Origin of the sequence: Flavobacterium subsaxonicum WB 4.1-42 = DSM 21790, from assembly GCF_000422725.1 — a bacterium.
Lineage (GTDB): Bacteria > Bacteroidota > Bacteroidia > Flavobacteriales > Flavobacteriaceae > Flavobacterium > Flavobacterium subsaxonicum.
On sequence record NZ_KE383911.1, the window covers coordinates 180,783 to 194,224 of the forward strand.

At 38.7% G+C, this 13,442-nt stretch carries 14 protein-coding genes; 6 read left to right on the forward strand and 8 right to left on the reverse strand.

From position 1 onward, the window contains the following. Positions 1–37 precede the first annotated feature (37 nt). On the forward strand, positions 38–442 hold the full coding sequence (locus G509_RS0119250) for a hypothetical protein (protein WP_026993029.1): 405 nt from the start codon (positions 38–40) through the stop codon (positions 440–442). On the opposite strand, the gene G509_RS0119255 is transcribed toward G509_RS0119250, so the two are convergent. Further along, entirely contained in the window at positions 437–2,800 is a 2,364-nt protein-coding gene (locus G509_RS0119255; protein ID WP_026993030.1) for a B12-binding domain-containing radical SAM protein, read from the reverse strand. The two genes, G509_RS0119250 and G509_RS0119255, sit on opposite strands and share 6 nt — an antisense overlap. 93 nt (positions 2,801–2,893) lie before the next feature. On the opposite strand from G509_RS0119255, the gene G509_RS0119260 reads away from it, so the two are divergent. The 4 genes from G509_RS0119260 to G509_RS0119275 all read left to right on the forward strand — a co-directional run bounded on the left by G509_RS0119260 (position 2,894) and on the right by G509_RS0119275 (position 8,163). Beyond that, positions 2,894–3,436, forward strand: a complete 543-nt coding sequence (locus tag G509_RS0119260; protein WP_026993031.1) for a hypothetical protein — start codon at positions 2,894–2,896, stop codon at positions 3,434–3,436. Positions 3,437–3,576: 140 nt separating this feature from the next. Then, entirely contained in the window at positions 3,577–5,883 is a 2,307-nt protein-coding gene (locus G509_RS0119265) for a toxin-antitoxin system YwqK family antitoxin (protein WP_026993032.1), read from the forward strand. A gap of 148 nt (positions 5,884–6,031) precedes the next feature. Then, positions 6,032–7,621: a bacillithiol biosynthesis cysteine-adding enzyme BshC gene (gene bshC / locus G509_RS0119270; protein WP_026993033.1), complete on the forward strand. Its 1,590-nt coding sequence runs from the start codon at positions 6,032–6,034 to the stop codon at positions 7,619–7,621. Between the two features lie 122 nt (positions 7,622–7,743). Continuing rightward, positions 7,744–8,163: a nucleoside-diphosphate kinase gene (locus G509_RS0119275; RefSeq protein ID WP_026993034.1), complete on the forward strand. Its 420-nt coding sequence runs from the start codon at positions 7,744–7,746 to the stop codon at positions 8,161–8,163. A 53-nt stretch (positions 8,164–8,216) separates the two neighbouring features. On the opposite strand, the gene G509_RS0119280 is transcribed toward G509_RS0119275, so the two are convergent. Both G509_RS0119280 and G509_RS0119285 read right to left on the reverse strand, forming a co-directional pair. Further along, the gene (locus tag G509_RS0119280) at positions 8,217–8,513 is read right to left on the reverse strand and encodes a DciA family protein (RefSeq protein ID WP_026993035.1); all 297 of its coding nucleotides are present in this window, start codon (positions 8,511–8,513) and stop codon (positions 8,217–8,219) included. Continuing rightward, the gene (locus G509_RS0119285) at positions 8,513–8,932 is read right to left on the reverse strand and encodes a hypothetical protein (protein WP_035739350.1); all 420 of its coding nucleotides are present in this window, start codon (positions 8,930–8,932) and stop codon (positions 8,513–8,515) included. Before G509_RS0119285 ends, G509_RS0119280 begins: the two co-directional genes overlap by 1 nt. A 100-nt stretch (positions 8,933–9,032) precedes the next feature. Between G509_RS0119285 and G509_RS0119290 the strand changes: the two genes are divergently transcribed. Further along, a complete protein-coding gene (locus G509_RS0119290; protein WP_026993037.1) occupies positions 9,033–10,118 on the forward strand; it encodes a serine hydrolase domain-containing protein in 1,086 nt (361 codons plus the stop codon). 316 nt (positions 10,119–10,434) lie between these two features. On the opposite strand, the gene G509_RS0119300 is transcribed toward G509_RS0119290, so the two are convergent. The 5 genes from G509_RS0119300 to rpmB form a co-directional block, all read right to left on the reverse strand. After that, entirely contained in the window at positions 10,435–11,679 is a 1,245-nt protein-coding gene (locus tag G509_RS0119300) for a hypothetical protein (RefSeq protein ID WP_026993039.1), read from the reverse strand. Positions 11,680–11,726: 47 nt separating this feature from the next. Further along, on the reverse strand, positions 11,727–12,680 hold the full coding sequence (ftsY, locus tag G509_RS0119305; RefSeq protein ID WP_026993040.1) for a signal recognition particle-docking protein FtsY: 954 nt from the start codon (positions 12,678–12,680) through the stop codon (positions 11,727–11,729). Positions 12,681–12,781: 101 nt separating this feature from the next. Continuing rightward, positions 12,782–12,934 (reverse strand): DUF4295 domain-containing protein, encoded by a 153-nt coding sequence (locus G509_RS23200; RefSeq protein WP_081663351.1) that lies wholly within the window; start codon positions 12,932–12,934, stop codon positions 12,782–12,784. A 9-nt stretch (positions 12,935–12,943) separates the two neighbouring features. Further along, on the reverse strand, positions 12,944–13,126 hold the full coding sequence (rpmG, locus tag G509_RS0119315) for a 50S ribosomal protein L33 (protein ID WP_011963553.1): 183 nt from the start codon (positions 13,124–13,126) through the stop codon (positions 12,944–12,946). Positions 13,127–13,152: 26 nt separating this feature from the next. Then, positions 13,153–13,389: a 50S ribosomal protein L28 gene (rpmB, locus tag G509_RS0119320; RefSeq protein WP_026993041.1), complete on the reverse strand. Its 237-nt coding sequence runs from the start codon at positions 13,387–13,389 to the stop codon at positions 13,153–13,155. Between the last annotated feature and the right edge of the window lie 53 nt (positions 13,390–13,442).

Consider the following 13,442-nt stretch of genomic DNA (forward strand, 5'->3'; position numbering starts at 1 on the left):
TTTTTTATTACGTTTGATATAGTAAATTTTTGCAGCAATGAAATCTAAAGTAGTTTATATAGCCTTTTTATTTATTTTTATTTTTGGCACAACAACGGTTACCGCCCAAATGATGGACCGCAGTGTGGGTGCATCGCAGTATAAGCGCCCAAAAAATAAAAAAGGTAAACCAAAAGATTTTGTAGACGTTACGGTAGACTACTATACCAAAGAGTTAAGCCTGGACGATTTTCAGGTAGCGGCTGTTAGAGAGGTGCTTGAAGAGCAAAAATATGCTATCAATACCCTTGATGCCGACCAGAATATGACTATGGCCGAAAAGAAAGACAAGGCTAATATAATTAACGAGAAAATAGACTCGGGTATAAAGCCGTTACTTTCCGCAGAGCAGTTAAAAAAGTACCTGGCTATCCAGGAAAAAAGAAAGAAATCGCAATCATAACACCAGCAACCCAAATTCGCGAAGTGTGTTAACGGGCTTGCTGTACCAAAGCAGTTCGAAATCTTCCTGGCCGGCTTCTTCATAACTTTGTTTGGCCTGCAAAAATGTGGTAATGCCTTTGTTGGCAACTGCCGCTTTTTCTAAAAAAGCAGCCAGCCACTCCCCTTGCTGTTTATCTACCTGTATGGTAAAACTTTCTTTTTTATCATGAAAGGTTAATGCAGCTGTTTCGAACGTACGTCCCTTTTTGTTTTTCGTAAAATACGATACCGATGGCTTACCGCCCGTCCACACCACTTTTGCGGTGGGTTTGGTTGTAAAGGTATCTTCTTCCAGCAAAACATTCTGAATATAATCGTGCGGCACCTTGGTGCGTGGCACCTTGAATTCGAACCAGTCCTGCAACTGAAAGTCAAAACATATACCGTGCATATAATTAAACAGCGACTTTTTGAGCCCAAAGCTAAACTTATCGTGTATGGCCCCGTTTTTATCGATATGAACAATATCGTTATTGGCAAAGCTGCCAATGGCTTCGGTTTCTTTTAGCACGCCAAACTGCTCGGGGTACATGCCTACGGGGCTGTGCGCCGTCATGGCAAACTGGTGCCAAAAGCCACTCTGCAATATACCGGCCTCGAACATCTGGCGTACCATTTCGAGCGAATCTATAGTTTCCTGCGCCGTTTGCGTTGGGAAACCATACATTAAATAGGCATGCACCATAATGCCGGCCTGTGTAAAGTTGTTGGTAACACGCGCCACCTGGGCAACGGTTACGCCCTTTTGTATCAGCTCCAGCAACCTGTCCGAAGCTACCTCTAACCCACCCGAAACCGCTATACAGCCCGATGCCTTAAGCACACGGCACAAGTCGGCGCTAAAGCTTTTTTCGAAGCGAATGTTGGTCCACCACGTTACGGCAAGGTTGCGGCGCAGTATCTCTAAGGCTACTTCGCGCATTAGCGCAGGCGGAGCAGCCTCATCTACAAAATGAAAGCCATTCTGGCCCGTTTGTACAATAAGCTCTTCCATCCTGTCTACCAATAGTTTGGCAGCAACGGGTTCGTATATTTTAATGTAATCTAAAGATATATCGCAAAACGTGCACTTGCCCCAATAGCAGCCGTGCGCCATCGTGAGCTTGTTCCAGCGGCCATCGCTCCACATGCGGTGCATGGGGTTCACAATTTCGATAACCGATATATAACTGTCTAAAAGCAAGTCTGAATAATCGGGCGTACCCGTTTCGCTTTGCTTGTAATCGCGGCAGCCGGAATTGTCTATGTACTTAACCGCGCCGTCTACAAGGGCAAACGTGCGCTTAAGCTGGCTAATATCCCTACGGCCCTGAACGTGCTCTACAAGGCATTCTACGGGTGCTTCGCCATCATCAAGGGTAATAAAATCAAAAAATTCCATTACACGGGCATCGGCAAGCGATCGCAGTTCGGTATTCGGGAAACCGCCTCCCATGGCTATCTTAACCCCCGGAAAGTGCTGCTTTATGTACTGCGCGCTCCTAAAAGCGGCATACAAATTGCCCGGAAACGGTACCGAAAAGCACACCAGCTGCGGGTTAACCGCCTGTATGCGCTCGTGCAGTATGTCCACCAAAATTTCGTCGATATACGTAAAGGGCTGTTGCAGGCTGTTGTACAGCTCGTCGAACGAGTTGGCACTCCTGCCCAGGCGTTCGGCATATCGGCTAAAGCCAAAATGCGGGTCGATGCACTCTACTATCAAATCTGATATATCTTCGAGGTACAGCGTGGCCAGATGCTTGGCGCGGTCCTGCAACCCCATGGTACCAAAGGCCCAGTCCAGCTCTTCGAGTTGTGCAAAACGCGATGCTTCGGGCAAAAAATCTTCGCGGCAAATTACATGGCTCAGCGTTGGGTTCTTGCCCTGCAAAAACAACATTACGGCATCTATGGTTTTTAGATAGTCGTTTTTTAGGGCGATGATGCGCTGGGCGTTAGCTGACAGTTGTTGGTTGTCGGTTGTTGGTTGTTGGGAGTTAGTTGCCGGTCGCGAATTAGTTGCCGGTTGTTGGTTGCCGGTTGTCAGATTTGCCAATTGCTTGTTGCCTATTGCCTGTTGCCCATTACCCATTGCATATTGCTCATTGCCAATTGCTTGTTGCACATTGCCAATTGCTTGTTGCTGTTCTATTCGGCTAAATAAATCCGTTAGCCCTGTTTTAGAGAACAGTTTAAGTATTACCTCTATACCCATATCGGCCTGTACCGATGCAATGCCTTTGGTATTTAAAAATCCTTTTATGTAGGCCGATGCCGGGTACGGCGTGTTTAGCTGTGTAAAAGGCGGGGTAATAATTAGTACCGGGGTGCTCAAAACGTTGGGATATTTAGCCTGCAAAAATACGCGATATTTTTGGTATTTACATAGAGTTGGTAATTTGGAGTATATTTACTAAAACATACCGCCATGAAAAAGTTCTTATTTGTACTGTTGCTGCTGTGCCGGGGTGCTGTGTTTGCGCAGGCATCAGACGATTTACAATATGATATTACCTTTACCCTTGCCGATATAGATATTACTACTGCCGACCTATATTTTATATCGCAACGGGGCAGTGTACATTTTGATGTGTGCACCTATACGCTGGAGCCTATAGATGCTACAACTACCAAAATACAGCTACAGGGCAGGTATGCTCACATAGTGGGCAAGCCCGGATTTTTGGCTACGATATGCATAGCCGAAAAATATACAACCAAGGGCGGTATAGAAAAGCTGCAAAACTATTTTATACGGCTTATAAATTTTGGGTCGGAGCGTACCGATACCGGTCACTGGCTAATAACGAGCCTGGGCATGGTTAAACTTAACGAAATTAACCCTTTTATATATGCGGTTAGAACAAACAATGCTGTAAACATTGAGCAATACAGTACAACAATGGGCAAATATGATTATGGTATAGACCACGAAATTACTAACTGGTCTAAAATGCAGTTGAAGAAATAATAGTTTCTGTCGATGAATTTTTCAAAAATTAGCATACAAAAACAAGCAATAATTATTTTATTTTTTAAAATAGATTAATTAAAATAGTGATTTTTTTTATATAATTTTAACATTTTTAAAAGATTAAAACTTTAGAATTTATGCAAAGAATAATTACTCTTCTTTTTTTAATTTTTATAATCTCTGATGTATCAGGGCAGAAACTAAGCCTCAATGATATTACTAATCTATGTAATAGAAAGAATTGGGAGGATGTAAATCAAGCTTTGTTATCTAAGGGTTGGACTTACTATGATTCAGAAAAGGGAGATACATATAAATATAATACGATTACTTGGTCATTTAACAAGGATTATAGCAATGACAAAGCTCAAGGTTGGTTTTACCTGCACACCTATGAAGATTTTCCTAACAAAATATCTTATTCCATCTTTAATAAAGAATCATACACCTTAATTCAAAATTCAATTAATAGCGCAGGTTTTAAATTAATTGACAGTGAGATAGAAAACAATGAGATAATATCCACTTATGCAAATGCTGGATATATTTTAAAAATCAAAAATGAAAAGAGAAAAAATGATGATTGGTCTGACGGCAGTGTTACAGCATATAATATTACACTCATAAAAAAAGCAGGAATTTTTGATTCTAAAAATGGTCGCAAAACAGAATATTATGACGATAATAATATTAAAGCTGAATATACCTTAGTAAATGGAAAATTGAATGGTCAAGTTAAGTCATACTACAATAATGGAAAATTAAAATTACTTAGTAATTATTCCAATGGTATAGCTAATGGTAAATTTATAGAATTTGATGAAGATGGTAATAAAACCGCGGATTATATAGTATTAAATAACCAAAAAAACGGAACGCTAAACTTTTATGAAGATGACAAGATATCGTATACAACTAATTTTAAGTCTGATAAAAAAAATGGTACACATATAGCATACTATTATGATGAAAACGGTAATCTAAATTTAAAAAACTATGGAGAATATTTAGATGATAAAAAAAATGGAATATGGAAATTATGTTTTATAGAAAAAGACAGAGAAAAAATATTAGACATAAGTCAATTCGTTAATGGAATTCCAGAAGGTCCTTTTCAAGAAGTAAAAAGCGATAGTTTAATAATTGGTAGATATAAAAATGGCTTATTAGATGGCGAATATAAAGTTTATAGAGATACAAAGGCTCTATTGGTAGGAGGTGTTATTGATACAGATATTAAAAATTTAAAAATTCAATTAGAAGGAAATTACTTAAGTGGAAAAAGAATAGGCTACTGGAAATTTTACGGAATGAATCAAGAATTAATTAAGGAAGGAAATTATGAAAATAATTTAGAAGCTGGTACATGGAAATATTATTATCAAAAATATTTAGATGAAAATTTCGTTGAACTAAATTATTCAAAAGAATTATATTTAATTGAAAATTATTCAAAGGGAGAATTAGAAGGTGAATCATTAAGACTTTCTTACATTGAAAATCGAAATATTGAATGTTCAGACAAACAGGATCAAAATTGCACTAAACCTATTTATCACAAAATTTCAGAAAGAGCATCCTACATTAAAAATCAATTAGATGGAAATTATGAAATTAGAGATTCAATAAATAATGTGATTGTTAATGGGCTCTATCGCAAAGATTTAAAACAAGGTTTTTGGAGTGAGCGAGATGAATATAATAGTGAATATGCAAGTGCTGGCAATTACTTGAATAATCTAAAAGTAGGAGAATGGCATGATATTGATAAACAAGGGAATAAAGTAAGAGTTAATCAATATTTGAATGGTAAATTGGACGGAGAATGCTTTGAGTACAAAGATAAAATTCTAATCAAAAAGAAAATTTACTCAGATAACAGTTTGTTAAAATTGATTTTATTTGATGAAATTGGAAAAGAAAATAAAACTTTTGATCTATATGATATAAAACTAAACTCACTTAGAGTAAAAGTAACTTCTAAATTAGACAATAATTTTTATAGCACACAAGAATACAAGTTCACAAAAGATGTTGATTTTAATTTTAATATCTTCGATTTATATTTTTTTATTTATGCAAATTCAGATAAAGGTTTTAAAGATGGACAGTATAATTTATTTGATTCTGAAAACAAATTATTAACTACTGGAGAATTTAATAAAGAAAAGCAAATTGGTCTTTGGAAGTTTTATCATTATGATGAGAAAATTAGAATTGAATCAATGTTTTTCTCAGGAGTTAAATCTGATGAAACATATTACAGTTTGAAGGATAATGATTACTTCGACGGAACTTTTGTATATACCGATGAAAAAAATTCCACAATAGAAAAAAGAAAGATAAAAAAGGGGTTGCGCAACGGGAAAACTACGATAATAGATCTGAAAACTAACAAAACTATAAACACTATAATCTACAAAAATGGAAGTCCAGTCGAATAGATTACCAAAGCATTCGCTTCATACCTTATAAATGCTATGTTCTGATAAATGCTCGATCTAATACGTGCTAAGCCTAAGTTGTCATAATATGCGGCTGTAAAATAGTTCTAATGTGTTTTTTCCGTAATTTTACGCAAAATAAATTACAATGCCATCAGACTGTATCACGTACCAGGGTTCAGGATATTTTACCCCACTTATAACAGATTACCTTAACCAAAAAGATACGCTGAAACCGCTGTACCACAGGTTTCCTACACTGGAGAATTTTAAGCTTCAACTGGAGGAAAAGCAGCAAAACTACCCATTAGGCTCGCGCACCGTGCTTGCCAACGCCCTTGAGCAGCAGTACAAAAGCCTTGAGCCGTACATAATTACCCAACAAAATATAGGCCTGCTTAAGCAGCCCAACACCTTTACCATTACTACGGGCCACCAGTTAAATTTGTTTACGGGTCCGCTATACTTTTTGTATAAAATAGTATCGGTAATAAACCTTACCAAAGAACTTAAGGCCGCCTACCCCGATTATAACTTTGTGCCCATTTACTGGATGGCTACCGAAGACCACGATTTTGAAGAGATTAACTATTTTAACTTTAAAAACAAGAAAATAAAATGGCCCCGCGAAAGCACTGGCCCTGTGGGCAGGCTTAGCAACGAGGGCCTCGATGCCGTGCTAAGTGCTTTTAGCAAGGAGCTTGGTCAGGGTAACAACGCCAAATGGCTGACCGACCTATTTGAAGCGGCCTACCTTAAGCACGACAACCTTGCCGATGCTACCCGATTTTTGGCCAACAAGATTTTCGGTAAGCAGGGATTGGTAATTGTTGATGGCGACGATGCCAGCCTTAAGCAACTTTTTGTGCCGTATGTTAAAGAAGAGCTGATCAACCAGACATCGCATCAAAAAGTGGCCGAGGCTACCGAACTTTTAAAAGAGTACAACATTCAGGTTAACCCGCGCGAAATAAACCTGTTTTATATTGAAGATTCGATAAGGGAGCGCATTATTTTTGAAGACGGCGTTTATAAAGTCAACAATACGGCAATGTCGTACTCCAAAAGTGAAATATTAAGCCTTTTAGAGGCCCATCCGGAGCGGTTTAGCCCTAACGTAATTATGAGGCCGCTGTACCAGGAAGTTATACTGCCAAACCTTTGCTACATTGGCGGCGGTGGCGAGCTGGCTTACTGGCTGGAACTCCGGTCGTTCTTTGGGTCGGCTAACGTAACTTTCCCTATATTGCTGTTGCGCAACTCGGTACTATTGGCTACCCAAAAACAAGCCGAAAAGCTTGATAAACTGCAACTTAGCTGGGCAGATGTGTTTTCTAAGCAGCAAAATTTGCTCAACAAAAAGGTTCAGGAATTCTCTGAATTCAAGCTTGATTTTACAGAGCAGAAGGAGTTTTTAAAGCGGCAGTTCGAAACCCTGGAGGCCATTGCCACTAAGACCGATGCATCGTTTACCGGAGCAGTTAAAGCACAACAAACCAAGCAGTTAAAAGGTCTGGAGAACCTTGAAAAGAAGCTGCTTCGCGCCGAAAAACGCAACCACGACAGCCAGTTAGAGCGTATAGCACTGCTGCAAAATGAGTTATTCCCCGGGTTGAGCCTGCAGGAGCGCAAGGCTAACTTTTCTGAGTTCTACCTGGATTTTGATGGCAGGCTTCTACAGGAGCTATTTAACCAGTTAAAGCCTTTAAATCAGGAATTTAACGTTATTGTGCTTTAAAAATATTAAATGCTACCTTAAAAAATAATTATTATTTTTAGGTATGAAATTGATAGCTTCTATTATAGAATTCGCAATAATTGATTAAAAACCATTACTTTTGCAAAAAATTTAAAATTACAATGGCAACAAACAGGACATTTACCATGATTAAGCCGGATGCAGTTGAAAAAGGGCATATCGGTGGAATTTTAGCAATGATTACCGATGCTGGTTTCAGGATCGTATCTTTAAAATTAACGCAACTTACTGTAGCTGACGCTAAAGCATTTTATGCTGTACACAGCGAAAGGCCTTTTTATGGCGAACTTGTAGAATTTATGTCACGCGGACCTATCGTTGCCGCTATCTTAGAAAAAGATAACGCTGTAGAAGACTTTAGGAAACTAATTGGCGCTACAAACCCTGCTGATGCTGCCGAAGGCACTATCCGTAAAAAATATGCTACATCAATGGGCGAAAACGCCGTTCATGGATCTGACAGTGATGAGAATGCAGCTATAGAAGGTGCTTTCCATTTTTCTGGCAGAGAGCAGTTCTAAGAATCTCCAAAAAAGATTATATAAAAAATGCCGCTTAACAGCGGCATTTTTGTTTATCGTAACACAAGGTTGGTAACTACTTCGCGGCCAAGCTCTTCGTTAAGCATCTTGATTATTTTATCTTTGCCGTAGCTTAGTTCTTCCCGCAATACGGCCGATGTAAGCTCTACATACAACGTACTGTTTTTAAGCATAATCTCACGCGTGTAGTTATTTACGCCGTTGCCCATAAGGTTTGCCCAGGCATCGCGCACATCAATCTTATCCATGCCCTTTTGCAGGTTGTTAGTCTGCATAATGTGCTTAAGCACATCGCTTAAAGAGTTATTATCGTTTAATCGCTTTGCCATTATTTTATTGTAAAAGGTATTGGTCTTTTGTAGTGATACTCTATGCCGTGCTGGTTTTTAACCACCAATACATCATCATCCAGCTTTACAAGCTCTTCCTGCCATTTGGCGTATGTAGTGGTATAATTTACAAAAGTCTTGCCGTCTTTATCGGTAATTGTAAAATCTTCAGAAAGGTCGTTAACCCTATACGTACCGTCAAACTGCGGCATTACCTTCTTCCGAAAGCCTTTGGTGCCCTTCACTTCAAAAAAATCAACCGTTGGGTTAACCTTATAGTCTTTTTCGGTACCATCGGGCATTTCAACTTTTTCTATCTCCCAATAGCCATTTATTTTGGCCAGGTCGGCTGTACTAATCTTGGTGTTGCACGACATCATTATAAACGATGCGAACAATAAAAGGACAAAATTTTTCATGTATACTTTAATCAGAGGGCAAATTTAGGCATTAAAAACGGGGCAAATTTACAACGCCGCTAAAACATTTTACTAACTTTAACCTATAAAATTTTCGACCATGAAAAATATCTGGCTGCCCGTAGTTTTAATGCTCGTGCTAAGTGCCTGTTCGTCTGATAACGATGCGCCGGCCAGCACCACCCCACCTGTCGAAGAGGCCATATATTTTCCGGATAATGGCTCTAATACCTGGCAAACAAAGAGCATTGATTCTTTAGGATGGAACACTGCTGCCGTAGCTCCATTGCTTAGTTATTTAGAACTAAAGCATTCCAAATCGTTTATTATACTGGTTAACGGCCGCATTGTGGTAGAAGAATACTTTAACGGCCATGCTGCAAACACGCCGTGGTATTGGGCAAGCGCAGGTAAAACCCTTACCGCCACAGTTACAGGAATTGCCCAGCAAGATGGCTTTTTAAATATCAACGATAAAGTGTCTGATTATCTTGGCACGGGTTGGACGAGCGCTCCCCTGGCTAAAGAAAACCTTATTACCTGTCGGCACCTGCTTACAATGACTAGCGGACTTAATGATGCTTTAGGCGATGATGTTTCTGCCACCAACCTGCAATATGTAGCCGACGCCGGCACCCGATGGGCTTACCATAATGTATATGTAAAAATGCAGGATGTTATTGCGCAGGCTACCGGGCAAACGTGGGAGGGCTATTTTAACAGCAGCCTTAAAAATAAAATTGGGATGACCGGAGCGTGGACAAATACCGGCACGGGAGACGACCTTAGCGTATACTGGAGCACTACCCGGAGCATGGCGCGCTTTGGCCTGTTGGCACTTAATAATGGTAATTGGAACGGTTTACAAATAGTAAATGAGGTCTATTTTAACGATATGGCAACAACATCGCAAAATATAAATAAATCGTATGGGTATTTGTGGTGGCTAAACGGTAAAGAAAGTTACCACATGCCTCAAACCCAGATACAATTTGCAGGTAGCCTTATACCTACTGCCCCGGCAGATATATTTATGGCGCTGGGCAAAAACGACCAGAAAATTTATGTTATACCCTCTAAAAATATGGTTGTAATACGCATGGGCGAAGCCGCCGACGAAGAAAACTGGGCACTATCAGGCTTTGATGAAGATTTGTGGGAGAAGATATCGGCCGTAATTAATTAGGTATAAACAACTGGCTTATATCTTCAATAAAAAAACGAAGTAAAAAAATCCCGGCTACAGATATACTGCAAACCGGGATAAAATATTGTTTTTTAACTATATAAAAAATATTTAACGTGATTATTACCAGATAAACACCGGCCATAAAAATGGTAAAGTTTCTTACATAATCTAAAAGCGATTGAGGTATTAAAGGGTTTGCACCTATACTTGCACTACTGTTTATGTAATTTGCTACAAGTATAACAATTTGCACTCCACAAAAAACAATCATCAGTATAGCAAATAATGCTTTACCCTTTTTTTCCATTGCTTATTAGTTTAGAGTGTATCTTAAATTAAGCCCAATCCTTGATGATATTACTTTATTACTACCTCCAGATACGTGGCCTAAAAAGTCTCTGTTAGTATCTAAACGCACTTCGGCAGTAAATTTATTGATAAATGTGTAACCAACGGCAAAATTAAAATAAACAGCATTACCAATATCCAGTTTATTTACCGTTACATTATCTATAGTAGTACCAGAATCGTAATTAATTGTTGTGCTTTGCGTTAAATCTCCTGTAGGGAATGCAGCAACTACGGCACCATCAATAAAAAGCCTGTTCTTATCGTTTAAATTAAAATAATAACGCGGACCAAAATATAAGTTGAACAAGCCGCCTTTTAGTTTAAAATTATTTTGGGTTATAGTGCTGCCATAAGGAGTTGTATACACATTTACAAGTTCAGATTTCATGCTCTCATACTCTGCCCTAAAAAATAATGCAAACTTATCTGATGGAAACATCATTGCTATCTCTGCACCAGCTGCAAACGAAAGATATTTATCATCGGCTACTTCCGGGTTAATACCCTCTATATTAAATTTACCGTTATAAAGACCTGCAAAAACACTGTATAAAACATGCGTTTTTTTACCTGTATTGTTTTTATAAACAACGTTTTGAGAATTTTTACAAGTATTGTACTCTTCAAACAAAGTAACAAGCTCGGCTTTACGATAGTCTAAGTCAATAAACTTATCCATTTTATTAGAGTCGTTGCAGTTAAGGTCTGTATACAGCTGCTGCCTGAATTTATTATTTTCTGCACTGGTTAAAGATCCCGAAGTATATTGCCTGTACAAAAGTTGTTGCGGCTCTAATTGTTTCGACTCTATTTTGTAAAAGAATTTAGTGCCTTTATCTGTAGTGTACGAATATAAAGTGGCATCTCCTTCTACCAAAACATTTAAAAACAGGGTTTGTTTTTGCCATGTAGCATCTTTATTGGCACTCAACTGGCCTTGTGCAGCATCGGTTACATCTATCTGTACGGTGTATTTAACCGATTTATAATCGGTGCCAACACCATATTCCTTAACATCTTTGGTATCCAGAAGCGTAAAATCGCCGGCTGAACCCGATTTAAATTTTAATGTATTGGCGTTTAAAAAGTCAGTTTCCATAAACTGCCCATCTACACGCTGGCCTCCTGTGGTTACATAATAACCGCTTTGCTGTGCAAAACCTACAGAAGCTAATAATAAACAAAATAGTAAGGTAATTTTTTTCATGAATATGGTTGGGGAAATTAAGTTACATGGCTTGTAATAGAAAGAATTTACTTAAAAAAAGAGTCTACAAATTCGTACTTGTTAAATACCTGAAGGTCTTCTATGCCTTCGCCTACACCTATGTATTTAACCGGAATCTGGAACTGGTCTGATATGCCTATTACCACGCCGCCCTTTGCAGTACCATCTAATTTTGTAACAGCAAGGCAGCTAACCTCTGTAGCGGCGGTAAATTGTTTGGCCTGCTCAAAAGCATTTTGGCCGGTAGAGCCGTCCAGCACAAGTAATACATCGTGCGGGGCATCTTCTATAACTTTTTGCATAACGCGCTTAACTTTAGTAAGCTCGTTCATTAAATTTACTTTGTTGTGCAGTCGGCCTGCGGTATCTATAATAACCACATCGGCATTTTGGCTTACGGCGCTTTGCAGCGTATCGAACGCTACAGATGCCGGGTCGCTGCCCATTTGCTGCCTTACAATAGGCACACCTACCCTGTCGGCCCAAATTTGTAGTTGGTCTATAGCTGCAGCCCTAAAGGTATCTGCCGCGCCAAGCACTACGTTGTAACCCGCTTTTTTAAACTGGTACGCCAGTTTGCCAATAGTAGTGGTTTTGCCCACACCATTAACACCCACCACCATTAAAACGTATGGTTTTTTATTGGCCGGAACATCAAACTCTGTAGCCTCGCCCGAGTGGGTTTCAGATAACAGGCCTGCAATTTCGTCGCGCAAAATCTGGTTAAGCTCGTCGGTGCCCAGGTACTTGTCCTGCGCCACGCGTGCCTCTATACGCTCAATAATTTTAAGGGTAGTGTTTACGCCAACGTCTGATGCTACAAGTATTTCTTCAAGGTTATCAAGAACCTCGTCGTCTACTTTAGACTTTCCGGCAACGGCTTTAGATAGTTTAGAAAAAAAAGAGGTCTTAGTTTTCTCAAGTCCTTTATCAAGGGTTTCTTTCTTTTCGGAAGAAAATATTTTTTTAAAGAAATTCATAGGTATTAAATAGTCTTTGTTTTTTCCCGATGGTAAATGTAGAAAATAAAAAAGCTACTTTCTTTATCTGAAAGTAGCTTTTTTATATATTGTGGGGATAATTATTTCTTTTTAAGAAAAGTATCCACTTCTTCTGGAGTCATAACGCTTTCAATAAAAGTATAGGCACCTGTTTTAGGCGATTTTACCATTTTGATTGCTTTAGTTAACCTCTTTGAAGACGTTTGTAACGATGCTACGGTTTTCTTTGCCATGACTCTTTATTATTTAATTTCTTTATGTACAGTCACTCTCTTAAGTACAGGATTAAATTTCTTAATCTCTAACCTATCAGGAGTGTTTTTTTTGTTCTTAGTAGTAATGTACCTTGAAGTTCCGGCTACGCCAGAAGCTTTATGCTCAGTACACTCTAAAATTACCTGGATTCTATTGCCTTTTTTTGCCATTGTGCTATATATTTATTTGGTAAGGATTATTTAATAAATCCGTTAGCTTTAGCCTGTTTTAAAACAGCTGCTATACCATTTTTGTTAATTGTCTTGATAGTAGAAGCCGCTACCCTAAGAGTGATCCACCTGTCTTCTTCAGGAAGATAAAAACGCTTCTTCACTAAGTTTACACTAAACTTACGTTTAGTTTTGTTCATTGCGTGGGAAACATTATTTCCAACCATCGCTTTTTTACCGGTAAGGGCACAAACTCTTGACATTATTTCTCGCTTTTATATCGTTATTCAAAATCAGGGTGCAAAGAAACAAAAAA